This window comes from Streptomyces sp. NPDC057137 (assembly GCF_042670825.1).
In the GTDB taxonomy this organism is placed as follows: Bacteria; Actinomycetota; Actinomycetes; order Streptomycetales; family Streptomycetaceae; genus Streptomyces.
Genome location: NZ_JBHUUW010000001.1, coordinates 59,948 through 80,576, shown reverse-complemented (window position 1 = coordinate 80,576; position 20,629 = coordinate 59,948). Strand labels below are relative to the sequence as shown.

The following is a 20,629-nucleotide window of genomic DNA, read 5'->3' as shown; positions in this document are numbered from 1 at the left end:
TCGTGGAACCGAGGAAGGAAAAGCCTTGATCACGGCTACGCCGCGCCCCGCCCCCCAGTCGTACGCGCTCCTCGCGCCGACCCCCTCCGTGCGCCCCGCCCGGACGGAGGACGCCGCCGCACTCGCCGAACTGTCCCAGCCCTTCGCGCGCTCGGGAGCGCTGCGGGAGCGGCCCGCGTCGCTGTACGCCACCCACGCGGCCGACTTCCTCCTGGCGCGGGTCCCCGGAGGGCCCCTCGACGGCTGTGTGGGCCTGCGCGTGCACCCGGGCGCCCCGGGGGAGGGCCGCGGGCCCGTAGGCGTGCTGTACAACTTCTGCGTGGCCGGGCACCGGCAGGGACACGGAGTGGGGGCCGGGCTGCTGCGCGCCGCGCTGGCCCTGGCGCGCGCCCAGTCGCTCGGCGCCCTGTTCACGGCGACGACCGGTGGTGGTGGGCTGTTCCTCCGGTACGGCTTCGTGCCCACGACCGCGCGACTGGCGCCGCCGTCCTGGGCGGCGTCCCTGGACCCCCGGCGGGACGCGCGGATCCTCAGGAGGATCCTGTGACGGTGGGCGCGCGTCGAACCGGGCCCGTGCCGGGGTCCCGGCCGCTGTGCGGGTCGCCGGCCGGGCTGTCGTCAGGAACTACGGTGGTGCCGGGGCTGATCTCGTCGAGGACACCTCGCAGCACCGCGTGAGGCACGCGGCCGTCGAGTACGTGCGCCCTGCGCACGCCCCCGCGAACGGCCCGCAGGCAGCCCTCCATCTTCGGCAGCATCCCGCTCGACAGCCCCGGCAGCAGCCCGTCCAGCGCGCCGGCGGTCAGCTGCTCGATCACCTCGGTGCTGTGCGGCCAGTTCGCGTACAGCCCCTCCACATCGGTGAGTATCACCAGGCGCGCGGCGTTCAGGGCCACGGCCAGGGCCGACGCCGCGAGATCCGCGTTGACGTTGTAGACCTGACCGTCCTCACCGCGTGCGACGGGGGAGACCACCGGGATATGGCCCCGCTCCAGGAGCGTGCGCACCATGCCCGGGTTCACGTCCACGATGTCGCCCACGAGACCGATGTCCACCGGCCGGCTGTCCACCCAGGCCGGCCGCCGCACGGCCGTCATCGTGTGCGCGTCCTCGCCCGTCATTCCCACGGCGAAGGGCCCATGGGCGTTGATGTGGCCGACCAGCTCCCGCTGGACCCGGCCGGACAGCACCATGCGTACCACCTCCATGGTCTCCGGCGTGGTCACCCGCAGACCCGCCTCGAACCGGGTCTCCAGGCCGAGGCGGTCGAGCATCGCGCTGATCTGCGGGCCGCCCCCGTGCACCACGACCGGGCGCAGACCCGCGCGCCACAGCTCCACGACGTCCTGGGCGAACGTCCGTTGCAGGTTCGCGTCCACCATGGCGTTGCCGCCGAACTTGACGACGACCGCGCTGCCCCGCGGTTCCGCTGCCATCGGGGCCCGTTCCGTCATGATTTCCGTCTCTCGTGGTGTCTGTCGGTGTGTCCGGTGTCCTGCCGCCCGCGAGGCTGGGTCCGACGACCAGGCGTTCTTAGCTTAGCCTAACCTAAATAGCGGCAAATCCTGGTCTGCGGCGACCCGTCTTCCGGTGGGCCGGGCGGAGGCCAACTGCGTTGCCCTGCGGGAGAGTTGTCGGCCGAGTCCATGTACTCGTGCATCCGCCGTGTTCGCGCCATCGGCGCCCGGAAGGCCGGCCCGAGGGGCCTGTTTTCGACGTTTGTGAAATCCGCGGCCAGGGGTATTGATCGACCTGGTTCGTCAATGGCTTATTTAAACCGGCCCCGTTCGGCGCGCCGCTTTGAAATCCGTGCCCAGTGACGATTTGCCGCCCCCGGACAGTGACGTATATGAAGGAGTGTCACCTCGTGTCTGGCATAACGAATATCGGCACACCGCTGCAGAAATTACGGACGATCGTGGCCGAAGTTCTTGAAACGGATGAGGAGAACATCGAGGACGACGCGCTCTTCTACGAAGACCTCGGCCTCGATTCCCTGGAGAAGACCGAGGTCGTCGTCCGTGCCGAGAAAGAATTCAAGGTGAAACTCAGCCCCGTCGAGGCGGCGGCGATGCGCTGCGTCGATGACTCCGCGGCCGTGCTGCTGGAGAAGCTGAACGGCGGCCGGCCGGAGACGGGGCCGCAGCTCGTCGACCTCGTCGAGCGGCTGGTGGGAGTCCACGTCACCCAGGGGCGCGGGGAGCGGATCGCGTACACCGACCCCGATTCCGGCGACGTCTCCTACGGAGGGCTGCACGACGCCGTCCTGAGATACGCGGGAACGCTGGCCGCGAAGGGCATCCCCGCCGGCACCCGTGGACTGATCGTCGCCGACGACTCCGTCACCACCGTCGCGGCCGTCCTCGGCATGTGGTGGCACGGGTGCGTACCGGCGGTCGTCAGCCCTCTCCTCAACGACGAGGAACTCGGCTACATCGCCGACGACTGCGCGGCGAGCGTGATCCACCTGGACGCCGCGCCCAAGCGGCAACGAGCCCTGGAAGCCCTCTTCGCGGACCGCCGGCGGATCGCCGGGCAGGACGTCCGCGCGGACGGCGCCGGTGGCCTCGTCGAGGGCGGCGCCTTTCCCTGGACGTCGGACAGCGAGGCGCTGATCCAGTACACATCGGGAAGTACCGGCCTGCCCAAGGGAGTTCGTCACAGCGCGGGTGCCATCGAGGCGGCCCTGGCCGGATTCGGCTCGCTGCTGGCGCTGCGCGAGGACGACACGGTGCTGTCCACGGCACGCATGTCCTTCGGGTACGGATTCGGCGGAACGGTGCTCTTCCCGCTCGCGGCCGGTGCTCGGGCGGTCCTCATACGAGGCAGCGTCGACCTGCACACCGTGACGGTCGCCCTGGACACGTATCGGCCGACGGTGCTCTGGTCGGTACCGCGCCTGTACGCGGCGATGGTCGATGCCGCCGAAGCCGCCGACACGTCCGCGGGCACGTCCGACGGCGGCCCGCGAACGGAATCGGTGCGGCTGTGCGTCGCCGCCGGTGAGAATCTGCCGGCCCGGCTGAGCGAGCGCGTCCGGGACACCTTCTCCGCCGAACTGATCAACGGGCTCGGTGCGACGGAGGTCCTGCACATCGTCGTGGCGACCCCCGCCGGCCGGCCGATGCCGGGGACCATCGGCTTACCTGTGCCAGGAGTCCGCGCCACCGTGCGGGACGCCGAAGGCCGCCCCGTACCCGACGGCGTCGAAGGACGGCTCCACATCAGCGGCCCCACCGTCGCGCTCGGCTACATAGGCCGCCCCGACGCCGCGGCCGCCACCTTCGCCGACGACGGCGTGTACACCGGCGACATCGCGATCCGCGACGGCGACGGTGACGGTGACGGCGCCATAGTCCACCTGTGCCGCGCCGACGACCTGCTGAATCTGGGCGGCTACAAGGTCCCGCCCGGCGAGATCGAGGCCGTCGCGCGGTCCGTCGAAGGCGTCCGGGACTGCGTGGTGGTGGGCCAGGCCGACGCGCACGGGCTGGAACAGGCCGTCCTGTACGCCGTCGCCGAGACCGGATCCGACACCGAACAGGTCCGCCGGTCCATCACCGCCGCCATCCGTACCCGCCTGGCTCCCTTCAAGCGCCCGGCCCGGGTGGAATTCCTCGCCCAACTGCCCGTCACCTCCACCGGAAAGCTGGCCGCCTTCCAGCTCCGCAAGCGGGTGAACCAGCCGTGACCTGGGACATCACCGGGAGCGGGGCGATCGCCAACATCGGCCGCACACCCGGGCGGATATTCGACGCACTCTGCGCCGGGCAGGAGACGCGCAGCCCGCTGAAGGCTTTCGACAGCGGCAAGTACCGCACCCGCCACGCCTACGAGATCGACGACCGCGCCGCCGCCGACCGGGACGAGCCGCTGCGGGCCACCAAGTGGCTGATCCACGCCGTCCGGCAGGCTCTCGCCGACGCGGGCCTGTCCGACGACCTGTCCCGGACGCCGGTGCTCGTCGGAACGACGCTGCGCGAGCAGCGCAGTACGGAACTCTGGTGGACCGAGGGCACTCCCGTCCGCCCCACCGACCTCCACTTCGGCGGCGCCCTGCGCGACGCGTTCGGCGCCGTGTCCACGTACACCTTCGCCAACGCCTGCTCCGCCTCGCTGTACGCACTCGGCCTGGCCACCGACATGATCGAGTCCGGCACGGCCGACACCGTCGTGGTGGCGGGCACGGACTCCCTCACCGAGAGCGCCTTCGGAATGCTGGACCGGGTGCAGAACGAATCCCCCCAGGTTCTCCGGCCGTTCGACGTGTCACACAAGGGGATGCTGATGGGGGAGGGCGCCGTCGCGGTCGTCCTCCGGCGCGCGGGCACGCACGACGGGCGTCCGCTCGCCCGGCTGACGGCCGTCAGCATGAACTGCGACGCCCGCCACGCCACCGCGCCCGACGCCGACGGCATACGCGCGGCCGTTCTCGACGCCCATCGGCGGGCCGGAGTCAGCGGTGCGGACATCGACCTGGTGATGCTGCACGGCAGCGGTACGCCCCGTAACGACGAGACCGAAGCCGCCGTCCTCGCCGAGGTGTTCGCGGGTACGGGCCGCGGCCCGCTGATGACGGCCATCAAATCCATGACGGGCCACACGCTCGGCGGATCCGGACTCCTCAGCCTGGTCGTCGCCGTCCAGGCCATGCGGCGGAACACCGTGCCGCCGGTGCTCGGCCTGGCCGAACCCATCGAGGAGGCGGCCGGACTCGGCCTGGTCCGTGGCGGTGCCACCGAGGCCGACATCACCACCGCGCAGATCAACGCCTTCGGCCTGGGCGGAATCAACGCGGTCGCACTGGTCGAGGCGGCGGCATGACCGACGCGGAGGCGGCGGCCCTCGTACGCCCCGTACCGGAAGGGATCGTTGTCACCGGCGTCGGACTGGCCGTGCCGGGCCTCCGGTCCGTGCGCGACCTGCTCGCCGACCTGCCTCCCGTGGACGGATTCGATCCGGCGACGGCCTTGAAGGGCCGGGAGATGCGCCACAAGGACCGCGCGTCGCGGCTCGCCCTGTACGCCGCCGAACAGGCGCTCGGCGACGCGGGCCTGCTCGACGAGAAGGGGCACTTCCGGGGGACGGCCGAGGGCACGGCCGACGGCACCGACGACCGGGTGGCCGGCCTCACGGCCGTGGTGGTCAGCTCCAACCTCGGCACTCTGCAGATGGCCTGCGACTTCACCGACACCATCGCCCGCGACACGGTCACCGGGCTGAGCCCGCTCGGCCTGCCACAGACGTCGAGCAATGTCGTCGCCGGCTGGATCGCCATCCGGTACGGGCTGCGCGGCCCGAACCTCACCGTCTGCAACGGCGCCACCAGCGGCCTGGACGCCGTGCACTGGGCCCGGAGTCTCATCAAGGCGGGCCGCTGCCGCAGAGCGGTCGTGATCGGAGTCGAACCGGCCTCCGAACACGCCGACAAGCTGCTCGGCCGGCCGGTTCCCGACGTGGCGTGCGCCATGGTGCTCGAAGCGGCGGACTCCGTACGTCAGGCGGACGTCTACGCGTACCTGTCGGCCTACACGCGCGGCGCCGAACTCGCGCCCACGGTCGCGGCCACCGAATCCCTGGCCCCCGCCCCCGTCGGACTCCGGCTCACCGGCGACCTCGCGCGACCACCGGTCGCGCCCGCCGGGCAGAGCCTGGATCTCACGGCGCGACTGGGCCATTGCTCGGGCGCCCTGGGAGTTCTCCAGGCCGCCGTCGGCGCAGTCCACATACGAACGCACGGAACCGAAGCGGTACTCGCGTTCACGGGAGGCGCCGCTGCGGATGACGCGGCAGCCGCACTCCTGCTGACCGGCCCAGACGCGGAACGAAAGGAGAATCCACCATGGAATTGACCGTGGACGTCGAGGAATTGCGCACGATCGTCGCCCTGTCCCTCGAGCTGGAAACCGAAGAGGTCGGTGACAGCGACCACTTCGCCGAGGACCTGGAAATGGACTCGCTGATGGTGCTGGAAATATCCTCCCGGCTGGAGCAGCGCTACGGCATACCGGTCCAGGACACTTCCATCGGCTCCGTACAGAACCTCACCGAACTGCGCGTTCTGGTCGAATCCCTGCTCGCCGAGGGGTCGGTGGCGTGACGGAAAGGCGAATAGCGCTGGTGAGCGGCGGGTCCCGGGGAATCGGCCGGGCTGTCGTCACCAGACTGGCCCAGGACGGATTCGACGTCGCCTTCTGCTACGTCTCGCGCGCCGACGCCGCCAAGGAGACCGAGCGGCAGGCGGCGGCGCTCGGTGCCCGCGTCCTCGCCATGCGGGTCGATGTCGCCGACGCCGACGAGAGCCGCGCCTTCCTCGCCGCGACGGAGGACGGACTCGGCCCGATCGACGCCGTGGTGACCGCGGCGGGCATCACCCGGGACAGACCGCTGGTGACGATGGAGGACGCCCAGTGGCATGACGTACTGACCACCAACCTGGACGGTACGTTCCACATCTGCCGTCCCGCCGTCGAACGCATGATCAAGCGCCGGGCGGGCTCCCTGGTGACACTGTCCTCGATCGCCGGAGTGCGTGGAAGCGTCGGCCAGACCAACTACTCCGCCGCCAAGGCCGGGATCATCGGCTTCACCCGGGCCATGGCGAAGGAGTACGGCAGATTCGGCGTACGCGCCAACACCGTGGCTCCCGGATTCATCGAGACGGAGATGACGGCCGAGGTGTCCGACCGGGCCAGGAAGAAGTATCTGGGCCAGATCCCGTTGTCGAGGTTCGGCACCTCGGAGGAAGTCGCCGACCTGGTCTCGTTCCTCCTGTCCGAACGCGCCTCCTACATCACCGGCCAAGTCCTCGGAATCGACGGCGGGTTGGTGGTGTGAACGACGCGGCCGCCCTCGTCACACAGGGCCCGAATCCCCCACGACGGGCAGGACACGCATGAGACCCATCGCCCCGCTCGGCCCGGTCACCCGACGCCGGCCCGTCGACGACCCCGCGGTGCGCCTGTTCCTCTTCCACCACGCGGGTGGCTCCCATCTGCTCTACCGCGGCTGGACACGCCACTTCCCGGACGACTGGGACATCTGCCTGCTGGACGCGCCCGGCCGGGGGAACGCGCAGGGCCTCCCTCTCATCGGCGACTGCGCCGATCTGGTGGCGTTCTTCGACGACGCCCTCACGCCCCTGCTGAACGGGCCGTTCGCGTTCTTCGGCCACAGCGTGGGAGCCCGCGTCGCGTACACGCTCGCGCGCCGCCTCGCGGACACCTCACGCGAACTGCCGCTCTGGCTGGGGGTGTCGTCCTTCCGCGCACCCCAGCCGGACGCGGTGGGCCCGCCGCTGAGCCGGAGCCTCGACTCCGACGCGGCGCTGCGCGACTGGCTGCGGGCCTCGGGCGGCGCCCCGGACCGGCTGCTGAGCGACGACAGCCTCTGGAACGCGTTCGCTCCCGTACTGCGCAACGATCTGGGACTCGCGGACACCTGGGACCGCGAGACACCCGACAAGCCCCTTCCGGTGCCGCTGACGCTCTTCGCCGGCTCGGACGACACCGTGGTGGCCCGCGACCAACTGGACGCCTGGCCGCACCTGACGGACAACTTCCTCGGGCTGCACACCTATTCGGGAGCGCACTTCTATCTGAACGACCACCGGGAGGAGTTGACCGGGCACATCAGCCGTGCGGTACGCACCCTGCTCCGGCCGAGGCCGACGCACACACCTGGTGGGGGACCATGACCGCGGTCTCGGGCCACCCAGACCGCGCCGGACAGGCGCTCGCGGGCGCCGGCCCTTCGACCCGCGGCACCCCAACTCCGCCGTCACCTCACACTCCATCGACCCGGAATCCGCCGAGCGTCTCTGGCGACTGGGCGAAGATCTGATCAAGCGGTAGGTGTCGTACGACGCGTGGCGCCCCGCACATCGGCGTCCCGTGTGCCGCGGCGGCCGCGAGGCACAATTGGGGCCGCCGCCTCGCGGCCCCCGCCGAGCACTCGGTTGCCCGGCGGGCCCCAACCTCCTACACCTGCCGAAGGACTCACGACATGAGCAGCCGCCCGGACGCGATCAAGTCGGTCCCCCTCACCCCCGAGCTGTACGACTACGTCCTGGCCCAGGCGGAACCGCGAACTCCCGTCCAGGAAAAACTGATCGCCCGCACCCGGGCGCTCGGCGGCCCCGCCAGGATGCAGATCCCGCACGAACAGGCTGTCCTGCTCACCCTGTTGGCCCGGCTCACCAGTGCCCGCCTCATCGTCGAGGTGGGCACCTTCACCGGTTACTCGACCCTCGCCCTGGCCCAGGGGCTGGTCCCCGGCGGCCGCGTTCTCGCCTGCGACGTCTCCACGGAGTGGACCGCCATCGCCCAGGAGGCGTGGGAGGAGGCGGGCCTCCGGGACCGTATCGACCTCCGGATCGCCCCGGCCCTCGACACCCTCGGAGCCCTGCCGGCGGAGCCGCTGATCGACCTCGTCTTCCTGGACGCCGACAAGCCGGGCTACCGCGCCTACTGGGAGGAACTCGTACCGCGCGTGCGTCCGGGCGGGCTTCTCCTCGCCGACAACGTGCTGTACGGCGGCGACGCGGCCGACGCCGACGCCGAGGGGAACGGCCTGGCGATCCGGGAGTTCAACGCGCACGTCCGCGCCGACGACCGGGTCGAGTCCGTGCTCCTGCCGATCGCGGACGGCCTGACCGTCGCCCGTAGACGCTGACCGTGCCTGTCGGGGTCCCGTGGTACAACTCCCTTTCTCTGTGCGGTAGTTGGACCCGCGCGCACGACACAGATGTCAGCCGTGCCAGCCGGCGATCCGTTCGATCATCTGGTACGGGTAGTTCGGCGTCGGCGGCGCGCTGACTTCGGTGAGTCGGGCAGTCGCCTTCTCGTCGAGGTGCAGCGCGGCCGCGGCCAGCGACTCGCGCAACTGCGCGACGGTACGCGCGCCGACGATCGGGGCGGTGACACCCGGACGGTCGGCGACCCACGCCAGGGCCGCCTGGCCGGGCGTCACGCCGTGCGCGTGCGCGACGTCGCGGAGCACCTCGATGACCGACCAGACCTCCTCGGTGTTCCGTCGGTGCCACGCCTCACTCGTCTGTTCCCCGGCCTGGGCGACCCGGGTGCCCGCCGGTGGCTTCTGGTCGCGCCGGTACTTCCCGGTGAGCCACCCCTGGGCCAGCGGGCCGTACAGCAGCGTGCCCACGCCGGCGTCCGCGCCGGCCGGCACGACCTCCCACTCGACCGCGCGGGCCAGCAGGTTGTACTGGATCTGCTGGGAGACCAGCGGCGGGCCGCCCTGCTCCTTCAGCAGCCGTGCGAGCTTGGCGACCTGCCACCCGGCGAAGTTGCTGACGCCGACGTGGCGGGCCTTGCCCGTGGTGACGATCTCGGCGAGGAACTCGACGATCTCGTCGACCCGGTGTTCGTCGTCCGGGCCGTGCAACTGGTAGAGGTCGACCTGGTCGACGCCGAGCCGCGCGAGGCTGGCGTCGATCGCGCCGCGCAGGTACGCCGGTGTCAGGCTCGCGCCCGGGTATCCGAAGCGGCCCTTCGTCGCGAGCAGGACACGCTCGCGCATGCCCGGCCGGGAGTTCAGCCATCGGCCGACGATGCGCTCCGACAGGCCGCTCCCGTAGTTGTCGGCCGTATCGATCAGCGTGCCGCCCGCGTCGACGTACACGTCGAGCATCTCGTGGGCCGCTGCCTCGTCCGTGTCGCCACCGACCGTCATCGCTCCGAACGCGAACCGGGACACGACCGGTCCCGAACTGCCCAGCTGACGCGTCTCCATCGGCACTCCTTCTCTGTCACGGCCCGATGGTGGCAGTTGGAGGGCACTCCAGGTCAAGGCCGAACGATGCCGTTTCCAGCCACGGGCGCCGGAACGCGCGCCCGCGCCCCCGGCTCAGTTCTGGCGTACCACCGGCACCGTGTCGCACCCGCGGAGCCGCGCGTCCCTGCGGGCCCGGCCCGATGACGTGCCGCTGCCCACCGCCCGGCCGTCGACGACCGCGAGCCAGTCGCCCGGGGACAGCTCCGTCCGCAGCGTGTCCACGCCCGTCGGTTCGAGGGCCTGGAGGAGCGCCGGGTCCGGGTCCGTGGAGGTGGTGGCCGTCGCCGTACGCGGTGTTCCCGCACGCCACTCGGCGGTGGTCCGCTCGCCCCCCTTCGCCCGTGACCAGAGCACGTGCTGCAGCACGATCAGCGGTCCCAGCGCCGTCAGGAGCGGGAACGCCCCCGTCAGCGCTCCCAGGCCGAACAGCAGGCTGACGCCCGCGGAGACCGCCAGTCCGACCACGGCCGCGAGGGCGCCGGCGGCCCGCCCGAAGGCCTTGACCGCGACCAGCGGGAACAGCACCAGGAGCAGCAGGTCGCCCAGTCCGAGCGCCACCGGTGGCCTGCCCTGGGTGACCGCCAGCAGTGGGGCGAACGGCAGCCCCATGACCTGGGCGGCGAACCGGTCCATCACGGAGGTGAGTCCGGTCGCCACCAGGTCGTAGCAGCAGAGCGCGCCCGCGAACCACGCCGCGTGGACGGAGCGCATCCCGCTCTGCGCCCACATGTTGGCCACCCCCACCACGGCGATGGCGAGCAGTACGTCGGTGAGCACCGTCACGGTGACCGGCAGGTCCGCGAACGCGCATACGGCGGTGACGGCCACGGAGACCGTCGACGCCAGCCAGGCCCGCCCGCCGCCGATCAGCGGCGCGAGAGTGAACTGGAGCGCCGCGCAGAGGACCAGGCCGAACACGACGGCCACCGCGGTCCGGGGCAGTGCCAGATACACCAGGGGAGCCGCCACCACGACGGCGGTCATGACGGCGACATCGGGCAGTTCGTATTTGCCGACCGGGGGTCGGGGCATCCGGACCCGGGCGAAGTAGCCGGCGCCCGCCGCCGTGATCGCGGCGACGGCGCAGTTGAGGCCCACGAGGGCGATGGCGGTACTCATGCCGGGCTCGCCATGCGTACGGCGGCGGGGCGGGGCGACTCGAAGGTGTGCTCGCGCAGATCGGCGCGGACCGGGCCGGTCGGCGGCAGGGTGGCCGGGTCGTCGTGGAGCACGATGCCGTCCAGCGCCAGGCCCGCCGCGGTGGCCCGTTCCTCCAGCCTGCCGAGGAGGGCGGCGGCGGGCAGCCGGCGGACCAGCACATGGAGCACGGGGCCTCCGGGTTGTTCGACCAGGGCGTAGCGCGCGGGCAGCGGGATGTCCCGCTCGGCCTCCAGCAGGTTCAGTACCGACCGGGTGGGCACAGCGACGCTCAGCGGACTCGACCAGCGGCCGAGGACGGGCGAGGTCGCGGGCAGATGGGCCAGCTCGCACGTGGGCTCGGCCTCGGGGCGCGCGACCAGGTCGCCGGTCGCGTACCGCAGCAGCAGGGTGCAGTCCCGGTAGGGGACGTACGGCGTCGACACGATGATGCCGACGGCGCCCGGCGGCGTCGGCTCATGTGTCACGGGGTCGAGTATCTCCAGGTGCCCGAACTCGGTGGTGTGGTGCAGATGTCCCTCGGTGCACGGCATGCCGCCCGACGGCAGGGTCTCGGTCATCATGTACGAGGTGGAGATCCGGGCGCCCAGGGCGGCGGCGGCCCGCTCCTTCAGCGGTTCGGAGAGCACCTCCCCACCGACGCCGACGGATTCCAGACCGAAGTCCGACGCGTGCCAGCCGCTCCTCTCCGCTTCCTCGACGAGGGCGGACAGGTAGGACGCGGAGACCGTCAGATGGGTGATCTGCGGAGCCTTGTCCCGCAGACCGAGCGGTGTGGCCAACCGGTCCAGCGCCACGGCCGGGTCCACGGTGCCGATCTGGACGAACGAGGCACCGACGCGGGTCACCGACTCCTCCACGTTGAGCAGCGGCAGGGTCGCCCGCGAACAGCCCGCGTACGCCATGGTGTGGCGGGGCCGCAGGCCCATACCGAGCACGGCCGAGACGGTGCTCATGGCGACCGAGATCTCCACCTCGGCCCTGGAGTACCAGACCGTGGTGGGGGTGCCGCTGGTCCCGGTGGTGAGCGCCATCAGCGCGGGCGTGGAAGCGGCGGACACGAAGGCGGCCGGCAGGCCGCGCAGGGCCTCCTTGGGCGTGACCGGCACCCGGTCCCAGGTCTCCGGGGTGAGGGTGCCCGGGTCGAGTCCGAGGACGTCGAAGGTCCGCCGGTAGTGGGCGGTATGCCGGGCGGCGGCTTGTGCCGTGGCCCGCAGGCTGCGTTCCGTGACGGTCCGTCGTACGGCGGGGTCGACGGACCCCGACTGACCGGGGAGCAGGGCCGAGTCCGCTCCCGGCTCGCCGAACTCCGCCAAGGTCGCGACCAGGTCCCGGGCTATGCGTTCCAGGTCCCGCGGTCGGATGGGACGGTTGCGCAGGATCGCCATGCCGTAGCGGAGCTGACTGAGGGCGGTGCCGAACAAGGTGCCTCCTGATGCCTGGACCGGGTTGTCTTCCCGGTCCAGGCCGGGGGCGACCGTCAGATCATGCTGGCGAACATGGCCGCGGTGAGCGTGCTGAAGGCGTACTTGACGTAGTGCTTGACCATGATGGATCTCCCTTGTTCGCGCCGCCCGGGGGGCGGCTGGGCTCCTGGTGGTGCACTCCCGACCGGGGACGGTCGTTCGATGAACGCGACCATAGAGCAGGGCAGTTGACCGATCAACGGTATCTACCAACCAGTTGCACTCCGGATGCCCGCCCGGCCGCGTCTTCGCGCTGGTCAGGGACCGTCCGGGCGTCGCTGATTATGTGTCAGATCGATCTGGCGCCTCGCTCCGGGCAGTTGGGGCCCGAGGACCTGTTCGCCGGCGGCCCGGCACGGGGCATATGCGGTCCGGCGGCAAGGATTGGTCACCCTGAAAAATTCGACTTGATTCAGTCGCCGACTGACCGGATATCTCTTTTCCTTTCCGTTCGCCGCGTCGATGTGACAGCTTTTCCGGGGCGGGCGAGTAGTGAATAGAACGAAGGGGAGCGTACTGGGGAGCACATGTGCATGCCGGGGGCTCACGGCGGTATGAAAAGTGCCTCACCTTCCGGTCGGAACGGAGTTCCTGTCGGCGTATCAGGGGCAGTGGATGTGATGCCGACCGATGACCGACCACTGCAAGGGGACGCGCATGATCATTGTTCAAGTCGTACACCGGGTCGGACTGTTCCGTTCCGCCCTCGTCGCGTTGTTGCGCTGCGAGGAGACACTCGACGTGTCGGCGTCTCCCAGACGGCCGGGCCGCCAGGGGGCGCACGGCCCATCGCCGCACGTCTGGGTGACCGACATCGACTGTCTCGATGACCCGGCGCGCACGGGACGGTCCGGACCCGGCAACGGGCAGGGCGGTATGGGGGCGTTATTGGTACTGACCTCGGCGAGAAAGCCAGGAGCACTGCTGAAGGCATTCGAGGCGGGGGCGCTGGGATATGTCAACAAGGACGGCGATCCCAGCCGGTTGATCGAGGGCATTCACCAGGTCGCGCGCGGTGAGCGATTCGTGGATGATTCCCTGGCCTGTGATTTCCTCCAGGCGACGAAGATTCCCTTGACACCGCGCGAGTTGAGCGCACTGGCGCTCGCCGCGCAGGGGGCACCGATCGGCGAGATCGCGAAATCGCTCAATCTGTCGAGCGGGACGATACGCAATTACCTGGCCTCCGCCATACGCAAGGTCGGCGCGCGCAATCGCATGGACGCCATTCGCATCTCCCAGGACGCGGGATGGCTGTAGCGGTGGCCGCGCCCCGGGGTCCGGCCCGGGGCGTTCAGCGGCCGACGGCCGGCGGCGTGTGCTGCCAGTGGCCGACCAGGTCGCGGTAGAGCGGGGAACTCGTCAGCAGTTCGCCGTGGGTGCCGAACCGTGGTGCGGTGCCGTCCAGCACGAGCACCCGGTCCGCCCGGCGCGCGGACGACAACCGGTGGGCCACGACGATCAGCGCGCCGTCACGGGCGCGCGTCCCGTCGGTGAAGGCCCGCGCGGCGAAAGCGCGTTCGGCGTGTGCCTCGGCGACCGGGTCCAGATGGCAGGTCGCCTCGTCCAGCACGACGAGCGGCGCGGGCGAGAGATAGGCGCGGCACAGCGCCAGCAACTGGCGCTCACCGTGGGACAGCCCCCGGGGGTCGAGTACGGCCTCCGGGCCGCCCAGCCGGTGCACGAGGTCCTCGGCGCCCAACACCTTGACCGCGTGGGCCAGTTCGGCGCCCGTGGCATCCGGCCGCAGATGCAGGAGATTGTCGCGGACGCTGCCGGTGAAGACGTACGCCTGCTGCGGGATCAGGACGCGGCGCTCCGCCAACTCCTGGGCGGTCCTGGCGGTCACCGGCTCCCCGCCGAGCAGCACCGTGCCGAGGTCGGGCGTGACGAGCCCGCAGACGACGCCCGCGAGGGTGGACTTGCCGATGCCGCTCGGGCCGACGACGGCGATGTGTTCGCCGCGCCGGACGGTGAGATGGAGGTGCTCCAGTACGGGAGGTGAGTCGGGGCCGTAGGCATGGGTGACCGCGCGGACCTCGACCGCCGGTGCGGGGCGGTCGCGGGGACCGTGTACGGCTGCGACGTCACGACCGGGCCCGAGCGGCCGGGGCGCGGGCACGGACGGTTCGGGCACCGGCGGTTCAGGCGGCGTCCCGGGAACGGCCGTGGCGTCCTGGAAACGGTCGACCACCACCAGCAGCCGCGTCCCCGCCGCTCCGAGCGCGGTCATCATGCTGTGCAGCGCGGGCAGCAGCGCCTGGAGGAGGTAGGTGAGCGCCCCGGCCAGCGCACCGGTCGTCACCCCCTGCCGCAGCAGCCACGGGGTGGTGACGAGCAGGAGAAGCACGGGGAGTTGACCGGCGACGCCGAGCGCCACCGTACGTACCGCCGCCCACCGGGCCAGCACACGCGACGTGCGCTCGGCGGTCTCGAACAGCCGCCCCGTACGCGCCGCCGCGTCCGCCTGCGCGCCGCAGGCCACGAGGTCGCGATGGCCGGCGGAGACAGCTCCCACACCCTCGGCGACGGCCTCGTCCGCGTCCAGGAAGCGGCGCTGGGCCGAGGCCATCGGGAGCAGCGTGGCGAGGAAGAGCGCGAGGCCCACGACGAGCGGCGGCACGACCACGAGGAGCAGTTCGGGGGCGAGGGCGAGCAGGCCGATCAGCGCGCCGACGGCGTTGAAGACGAACGCCCTTACGGTCAGGACGAGTCCGGCGAAGCTGTCGCGGACGATCTCGGTCTGGTGGGTGAGCCGCGAGACGGCGCCGGTGTCCGAGCGGTCGTCGGTGCGGGCCGGATCGGTGACCGCCCGGCGCAACGCCTGCCGGACCGCGCGCCGTACGAGCGCGTCCCGCAACGGCTCGGTCAGCTGGGCGAGTTGGGCGAAGACGCCGCGCACGGGAGGTCCGGCTCCGAGGATCGAGGCGGCGGCGACCGCGAGCCAGCCGAGACCGGTGCCGGTGTGCCCGGCGAGGAAACCGCGGTCGAGGGCCTGGGCGAGGCAGTACCCGCCGAGGAAGGTCTGCCCGGACTCCAGCAACGACCAGCCGCCGAGCCGGACGAGGACCCGTTGCCTGCTCCCCAGGAACCGTCGGGCGGGCGGCAGGTTCCTGCCCAGCATCCCCCGGCCGGGACGTGTCCCGTCCGTCGGCGCCTTCGCGGCGGCGCTCATCGGTCGGCCCGCTCGGCGGTCCGGGGCGACGCGGGTTCCGGAGGGATGGGTTCGAGAGAGGTGGGTTCGGTGGGGGTGGGTTCGGGTGGGGCGAACAGGGCTCGATAGCCGTCGGAGCGCCACAGCTCCTCGTGCGGGCCCGTCGCCCGCACCCGGCCGTCCTCCAGCCAGATCACCAGGTCGCAGCGGGCCGCCGAGGAGAGGCGGTGGGCCACGATCAGCCGGGTGCCGTGGCGGACATCCCGGGCGAGGGCGCGTTCCACCTGGTGCTCCGTGACGGTGTCCAGGCTGGACGTCGCGTCGTCCAGCACCAGCAGCCGCCCGGCACGGGCGAACGCCCGTGCCAGGCCCAGGCGTTGGAGTTCACCTCCGGAGAGCGGCGCGGTGTGCGGCGGGGTCGCGTAGCCCTGCGGGAGCAGCCGCACGAACGCGTCCGCACTCGCCGCGCGTGCCGCGGCCCGGACCCGTTCGTCGGTCCGCGCCTGTTCCTCCGCCACCGGTGCGCGGCCGGCCAGCGCCTCGCCGAGTGTGGCGCCGGACAGGACCGGGCGCTCGAAGGCGTAACCGACCTCACGGCGCAGTTCGTCGTGCGGTACGGCGGCGAGCGGGACGCCGTCCAGCAGGACGGTTCCCTCGTCGGGCTCCGTGAGCCGCCCCGCGACCGCCGCAAGCGTGGACTTGCCCGCGCCCGAGCGGCCGACCACCGCCACCGACGTGCCGCCGGGGACCGTCAGGTCCACGCCGTCGAGGACCCTGCGGCCGTCGCGCGTCACGGCCACCCCGCGCAGGACCAGCGTGCCGCGCCCCTCGGGCGGCAAGCTCCGGGTGCCGTACGTCATGGCGGGCAGGGCCATCAGTTCGGCCGTCCGGCGGCCCGCCGCGCGGCTGCGGATCAGTGAGTCGAGCAGGCCCGCCGCCGTACCGACACCGGCGGCGAGCGCCGCGTAACGTGCGGCGGCCAGCAGATCGCCGACGCTCATGTCCCCCGACGCGAGCCGGACGCCGCCGACCGCCACGACCGCGGTCGTCAGCAGCGGCATGAGCACACCGCTGCGGGCGACGGCGGCGCCGTGGATCCGCCACATCCGGCTGCCCTGCGCGGCCAGTTCGGGCAGCGGGGCGAGAACACGGTCACGGTCGCGGGCCTCGGTGCCGGCGGCGGCGATCGTACGGGCCCCGGCCAGCGCCTCCACCAGGCGCGTCGCGATGTCGGCCTGGACGCGCTGGTAGCTCGCGACGCTGTCGGAGGAACCGCGGGCGAAGGCGCGCAGGACCAGCATCAGCAGCGGAAGCCCCGCGAGGAAGGTGAGCGCGGTCCACGGATCGATCAGGAACAGCGCGACGACCGCCCCCGTCGGCGCGAGCAGCGAGGCGCCGAGCGTCGCCGCGGAGACGGGCGCGGTGCTCGCCTCGGTGGCGTTCGCGGTGAGCCGGACGGCCACGTCGCCCGGCGGGAAGCGGGAGGCATGGCCGGGCCACGCGGCGAGCAGGTGGTGCACGCCCCGGGTGCGGAGCCAGGCGGCGGAACGGGCGCTCGTGGTGCCGCCGAGCAGCGCCACCAGCGCGTCCAGCAGCACCTCGGCGACGATGACGGCCGTGCAGGCGAGCAGCCAGGGATCCGCCTCGGGGCTCCGTTCGAGCAGGAGGTCGAGGGTGCGGCCGAGGACGGCGGGCAGCGCGAGGGACGCGGCCGCGGACGCGGCGGAACAGAGGAAGACCGCCGCCGTGCGGCCCGCGCTGTGCCGCGCGGCCCCCAGCAGGAGACCGGCGGCTGTCGCGTCACGGTCGTCGGGGGCGGACGGCGTCTTCAAGAAGAGGCTCCCCTCGGTTCGGGCGGGGCGGCGGCAGGTGCGGTTCTCGCGTGCTACGCGCTCCGGGGCCGTACGCCCGCGAGCGCCGGACGGGATGGAGAGCCCGTCCGGCGCTCGCGGCACCAGGTCATCGGCCGGCCGACGACCAGCGGTGTCAGTTACAGGTGGTGATGCTCAGGCTGCTGTCACCGCAGAGCAGCAGGCTCGCCCGACTGCCGGTGGCGACATCGCCCGTGGCCTCTTCCTTCGGGGTCTCCATCGACTGCAGGTCAAGAAGGTTCATGACAGTGCCTCTCTTTTATGGGGACGGTGTGCTGTTCACGGCTCCAGCAGGAGCCGGTTCATGGGCCGCTTCTTCAGCGGCGGGAGGAACGGCAGCCGCGCGGGCTCGGCCGCGTGGGCGGCGGCGACCGCCAGCAGACAGCCGGCGGTGCCGGTCGCGAGGTCCATGGAGAGCCGCATCATCTGCTCACCGGGGAAGGCGAGTTGGCCCCGGTAGGGCAGCGCGTGCCAGGCGAGCGTGCCCAACTGCCGCGCGATGTCGGCCGGTTCGGTGCCGGGGCCCGTCGCCGACGTACGGCTGAGGTGGAGCACCATGCCGGCCGCGCCGCGGAAGAGACCGGGCTGCGCGTAGAAGGTGGCCTGGGCCGCCCGTACGATCTCGCCGCGCGTCCGCTCGAACCGTTCGTCGGCGCGGTGGACGAGATAGTCGTCGAGGACCATCCCGATGCCGACGCTGCCCGCGCCCAGGTAGGGCATGGTGCGCCAGCCCTCGTTCACCTGGAGCGTGCCGCCCGCGCTCCGTACGCAGCGGTCCAGGTCGCTGCCGAGCGCCCGCGCCGCGAGGTCGAGCAGGGCCGTGTCGCGGGTGCGTTCGTACAGGCGGATGAAGAGGAGCGCCACACCGGCGCCGCCGTACAACAGCCCGGCCCGGTGTGTGCCGTCCGCGACGCGTGTGCCGTCGGCGACCGCGCCCGGGGGAGCGGCGTCCATGGCGCGGGCGGCGAGCTGCGCGCAGACCAGGGCCGCGTCGTCCAGCTCTGTCTCACCGGTCGCCTCGCCGAGCGCGCTGAGCGCGAGGCCCAGGCCGGCGGCGCCGCCGTGCAGATCGGCGGGCAGCTCGTCCCAGGACTGACGGAGTGTCAACTCCGCCAGTTCCAGGGCCCGGTGCGGATGGCCGAGCCGGTGCAGGGTCCAACTGAGCCCGGCGAGGCCGTCGTAGAAGCCCAGCGGGGTGCCGGACTCGGGCTGCTTGGTGCGCTCCAGCAGCCATTCCTCGGCGCGGGGGCACGGGTCGGCGCCGCTCTCGGCGAGGGCGTAGAGGACTCCGGCGGTGCCGTAGCCGAAGGAGAGACCGCCGCCGGCGGTGGCGAACTGGGCGATGTCGCCGGGGAAGTAGCGGTCGTCGCGCTCCGGGGTCGCGGAGGCGAGGATCGCGCGGACCATGGAGTCGCGGCTGTACGGCCAGTCGGCGGGCTCGGCGGGCAGGTAGGGCGTGTTGGTCGGCCGCGTGGCCGAGTGGGGCGCCGCGTCCCGGCCAGGAGCCCGGCCCGGGTCGCGGATGATCTCCGCCACCGCTTCGTCCAGGAAGGCACGGTCGACGGGGAACTCCCGCGCCACCACCTCCGCCAGATGCGCCGCCTTCCCCCGGTCGATCGCGAAGAGACTGGTCAGCGGTATGAACAGGGCCAGCCGCAGACAGGCGAGGGCGTACCGGTCGACATCGAAACCGCGTCGGCCCGCGGGCGCGACGAACGCCGGGTTGGCGACGGTCTGCCGCCCGTTGTCGGCGGCGGGCGCCGCGGCCTCGAAGTCCAGGAGCACGACGGAGGACTCGTCCTCGGAGACCATGATGTTGAACAGATGCAGGTCGTTGAAGACGATCCCGCGTCGGTGCACCGCCTCGACGGCCTGTTCCACGAGCCCGTACACGCGCAGCGCCCACTCCGTGTACTCGGCGAGCCGCTCGGCTCCCGGATCCGCGTCGATCAGCGGATGCCTGCGGGCGAAGAAGGAGTTGAGGGGCTTGCCCGCCACGAACTCCAGCACCAGGAAGTGATGGCCGCCGGCTTCGAACGTGTCGAGGACCTCCGGGGTGCAGGCGAGTCCCGACAGCCGCTCCAGGGCGTGCCGCTCCCGGCCGAGCCGGGTCACCGCGTCGGCGCCGTCCGCCGCCAGACCGGCGTGCGGCCTGGCCTCCTTGAGCACCACCTTCTCGCCGGTCCTGGTGTCGCGGCCGACGTACACGCCACCGCCGTTGGAGAAGTGCAGTGCCTGTTCCACGACGTACGGCGACGCTTCGACGGTCGTCGCGGCGCGCGCTTCGAGGTGGGGGAGCAGTACGTCGGGCGGGGTGATCCAGTCGGGGGTCCGGAAGACGGGTCCGCGCAGGTCGGGTACGAGCTTGCCGTCGGCGTTCTCGACCGCCGGGCGCAGCATGCCGTCGGCGTAGCAGTCGCGGCGGGTGAAGCTGCCGTACCGGACATGGACGGGGCCGGCGTTCCACCGGAGGTCGCTCAGGATGTACGGGCCGGGCTCGCCGGCCAGCAGGGCGTCGAGCTCCCCGGCGACTCGGCCGAACTGCTCGTCGTCCGCCGGGTAGATGGTGATGAATTTCCCGCTGGCGCCGCGGTCGGCGTATTTGGCGTTCCGCGTGTGCAGCAGATATCTGCTCGGCACGAATTTGAAGGCGATACGGCGGGCGAGGCAGTAAGCCATGGTCCGGTCGAGAATCGACTCGGCATTGTCGAGGCAGGCTGATACATGAATTTTCCAGCCCTGGGCGGGCAGTTCGTGCTCCGCGGGGCGCAGTGCCAGCCAGTCACCGCTGTGATGGCGCTGCCAGCCGTCGGGTACCGGGCGGCCGGCGGCTTCGTACCACTCGGCCGAGTCGTTGGTGGGGGACAGGTGGTGGGGCGAGTCGTAGAAATGCCGGTCCGCGTCGCAGAACACGGCGTATCCCTTGTTCACGCACCCTCCCTCGTCGGCGACAGCGCCAACCGTGCCACGCGGCCGAGGGCGGCCCATAGTCGCCGATGTCACCGAAAAACCGTGCGTTACGCACGAGTAACAGGGGTGTTTCGTCGCGCGAACTCTCATGGGCCGGCCGGCCGACCGGGAGGACTTCCGGGTACTGCGTCTCTCGTACCACCCGGACAACGCCGCGGCCGGCCACCTCTACACCTCCCTGGGATTCATGCCGATACCGGCTGTCGAGGGGGACGAGG

The 20,629-nt window shown here is 71.8% G+C and carries 17 protein-coding genes; 9 read left to right on the top strand and 8 right to left on the bottom strand.

What is annotated here, in order from left to right; translation table 11 throughout:
• Positions 1-25 precede the first annotated feature (25 nt).
• Positions 26-547, top strand: coding sequence for a GNAT family N-acetyltransferase (locus ACFT9I_RS00315; RefSeq protein WP_382558803.1), 522 nt, complete (start codon positions 26-28; stop codon positions 545-547).
• Here ACFT9I_RS00315 and argB read toward each other — a convergent pair.
• Positions 531-1,436, bottom strand: a complete 906-nt coding sequence (gene argB / locus ACFT9I_RS00310) for an acetylglutamate kinase (RefSeq protein ID WP_382558801.1) — start codon at positions 1,434-1,436, stop codon at positions 531-533. The two genes, ACFT9I_RS00315 and argB, sit on opposite strands and share 17 nt — an antisense overlap.
• Positions 1,437-1,867: 431 nt before the next feature.
• On the opposite strand from argB, the gene ACFT9I_RS00305 reads away from it, so the two are divergent.
• The 7 genes from ACFT9I_RS00305 (at position 1,868) to ACFT9I_RS00275 (ending at position 8,673) form a co-directional block, all read left to right on the top strand.
• Positions 1,868-3,691 carry an AMP-binding protein gene (locus ACFT9I_RS00305; protein WP_382558799.1) on the top strand — a complete coding sequence of 608 codons (1,824 nt, stop codon included), beginning with the start codon at positions 1,868-1,870 and terminating at the stop codon, positions 3,689-3,691.
• Entirely contained in the window at positions 3,688-4,824 is a 1,137-nt protein-coding gene (locus ACFT9I_RS00300; protein ID WP_382558797.1) for a beta-ketoacyl synthase N-terminal-like domain-containing protein, read from the top strand. The genes ACFT9I_RS00305 and ACFT9I_RS00300 overlap by 4 nt, the downstream gene beginning before the upstream one ends.
• Entirely contained in the window at positions 4,821-5,852 is a 1,032-nt protein-coding gene (locus tag ACFT9I_RS00295) for a beta-ketoacyl synthase N-terminal-like domain-containing protein (RefSeq protein ID WP_382558795.1), read from the top strand. The genes ACFT9I_RS00300 and ACFT9I_RS00295 overlap by 4 nt, the downstream gene beginning before the upstream one ends.
• Complete coding sequence (locus tag ACFT9I_RS00290; RefSeq protein WP_382558793.1) at positions 5,843-6,100, top strand: acyl carrier protein; 258 nt, start codon at positions 5,843-5,845, stop codon at positions 6,098-6,100. Before ACFT9I_RS00295 ends, ACFT9I_RS00290 begins: the two co-directional genes overlap by 10 nt.
• Positions 6,097-6,837, top strand: a complete 741-nt coding sequence (gene fabG, locus ACFT9I_RS00285; RefSeq protein WP_382558791.1) for a 3-oxoacyl-[acyl-carrier-protein] reductase — start codon at positions 6,097-6,099, stop codon at positions 6,835-6,837. Before ACFT9I_RS00290 ends, fabG begins: the two co-directional genes overlap by 4 nt.
• 58 nt (positions 6,838-6,895) lie before the next feature.
• Positions 6,896-7,696, top strand: coding sequence for a thioesterase II family protein (locus tag ACFT9I_RS00280; RefSeq protein ID WP_382558789.1), 801 nt, complete (start codon positions 6,896-6,898; stop codon positions 7,694-7,696).
• A gap of 308 nt (positions 7,697-8,004) precedes the next feature.
• On the top strand, positions 8,005-8,673 hold the full coding sequence (locus ACFT9I_RS00275) for an O-methyltransferase (protein WP_382558787.1): 669 nt from the start codon (positions 8,005-8,007) through the stop codon (positions 8,671-8,673).
• A gap of 75 nt (positions 8,674-8,748) precedes the next feature.
• Here ACFT9I_RS00275 and ACFT9I_RS00270 read toward each other — a convergent pair whose 3' ends face one another.
• The 3 genes from ACFT9I_RS00270 to ACFT9I_RS00260 all read right to left on the bottom strand — a co-directional run bounded on the left by ACFT9I_RS00270 (position 8,749) and on the right by ACFT9I_RS00260 (position 12,374).
• Positions 8,749-9,750, bottom strand: coding sequence for an aldo/keto reductase (locus ACFT9I_RS00270; protein ID WP_382558785.1), 1,002 nt, complete (start codon positions 9,748-9,750; stop codon positions 8,749-8,751).
• A 114-nt stretch (positions 9,751-9,864) separates the two neighbouring features.
• Positions 9,865-10,911: a hypothetical protein gene (locus tag ACFT9I_RS00265; RefSeq protein WP_382558783.1), complete on the bottom strand. Its 1,047-nt coding sequence runs from the start codon at positions 10,909-10,911 to the stop codon at positions 9,865-9,867.
• Positions 10,908-12,374, bottom strand: a complete 1,467-nt coding sequence (locus tag ACFT9I_RS00260; RefSeq protein ID WP_382558781.1) for a phenylacetate--CoA ligase family protein — start codon at positions 12,372-12,374, stop codon at positions 10,908-10,910. The genes ACFT9I_RS00265 and ACFT9I_RS00260 overlap by 4 nt, the downstream gene beginning before the upstream one ends.
• A gap of 699 nt (positions 12,375-13,073) precedes the next feature.
• On the opposite strand from ACFT9I_RS00260, the gene ACFT9I_RS00255 reads away from it, so the two are divergent.
• Positions 13,074-13,676, top strand: a complete 603-nt coding sequence (locus ACFT9I_RS00255) for a DNA-binding response regulator (RefSeq protein ID WP_382558779.1) — start codon at positions 13,074-13,076, stop codon at positions 13,674-13,676.
• Positions 13,677-13,710: 34 nt separating this feature from the next.
• Here ACFT9I_RS00255 and ACFT9I_RS00250 read toward each other — a convergent pair whose 3' ends face one another.
• From ACFT9I_RS00250 to lanKC, 4 genes are all read right to left on the bottom strand, one after another.
• Complete coding sequence (locus tag ACFT9I_RS00250) at positions 13,711-15,591, bottom strand: ATP-binding cassette domain-containing protein (RefSeq protein WP_382558777.1); 1,881 nt, start codon at positions 15,589-15,591, stop codon at positions 13,711-13,713.
• Entirely contained in the window at positions 15,588-17,402 is a 1,815-nt protein-coding gene (locus tag ACFT9I_RS00245) for an ABC transporter ATP-binding protein (protein ID WP_382558775.1), read from the bottom strand. The genes ACFT9I_RS00250 and ACFT9I_RS00245 overlap by 4 nt, the downstream gene beginning before the upstream one ends.
• Positions 17,403-17,556: 154 nt before the next feature.
• Positions 17,557-17,685, bottom strand: coding sequence for a SapB/AmfS family lanthipeptide (locus ACFT9I_RS00240; protein WP_023536623.1), 129 nt, complete (start codon positions 17,683-17,685; stop codon positions 17,557-17,559).
• 35 nt (positions 17,686-17,720) lie between these two features.
• Positions 17,721-20,372, bottom strand: a complete 2,652-nt coding sequence (gene lanKC, locus ACFT9I_RS00235; protein WP_382558773.1) for a class III lanthionine synthetase LanKC — start codon at positions 20,370-20,372, stop codon at positions 17,721-17,723.
• Positions 20,373-20,629 lie beyond the last annotated feature (257 nt).

What these genes read in the sequence shown, in the direction of transcription:
- argB (WP_382558801.1), bottom strand. Translation starts at nt 1,436, where the DNA reads ATGGCAGCGGAACCGCGGGGCAGCGCGGTCGTCGTCAAGTTCGGCGGC.
- ACFT9I_RS00295 (WP_382558795.1), top strand. Translation starts at nt 4,821, where the DNA reads ATGACCGACGCGGAGGCGGCGGCCCTCGTACGCCCCGTACCGGAAGGG.
- ACFT9I_RS00290 (WP_382558793.1), top strand. Translation starts at nt 5,843, where the DNA reads ATGGAATTGACCGTGGACGTCGAGGAATTGCGCACGATCGTCGCCCTG.
- ACFT9I_RS00280 (WP_382558789.1), top strand. Translation starts at nt 6,896, where the DNA reads ATGAGACCCATCGCCCCGCTCGGCCCGGTCACCCGACGCCGGCCCGTC.
- ACFT9I_RS00275 (WP_382558787.1), top strand. Translation starts at nt 8,005, where the DNA reads ATGAGCAGCCGCCCGGACGCGATCAAGTCGGTCCCCCTCACCCCCGAG.
- ACFT9I_RS00270 (WP_382558785.1), bottom strand. Translation starts at nt 9,750, where the DNA reads ATGGAGACGCGTCAGCTGGGCAGTTCGGGACCGGTCGTGTCCCGGTTC.
- ACFT9I_RS00265 (WP_382558783.1), bottom strand. Translation starts at nt 10,911, where the DNA reads ATGAGTACCGCCATCGCCCTCGTGGGCCTCAACTGCGCCGTCGCCGCG.
- ACFT9I_RS00255 (WP_382558779.1), top strand. Translation starts at nt 13,074, where the DNA reads ATGATCATTGTTCAAGTCGTACACCGGGTCGGACTGTTCCGTTCCGCC.
- ACFT9I_RS00250 (WP_382558777.1), bottom strand. Translation starts at nt 15,591, where the DNA reads ATGAGCGCCGCCGCGAAGGCGCCGACGGACGGGACACGTCCCGGCCGG.
- ACFT9I_RS00240 (WP_023536623.1), bottom strand. Translation starts at nt 17,685, where the DNA reads ATGAACCTTCTTGACCTGCAGTCGATGGAGACCCCGAAGGAAGAGGCC.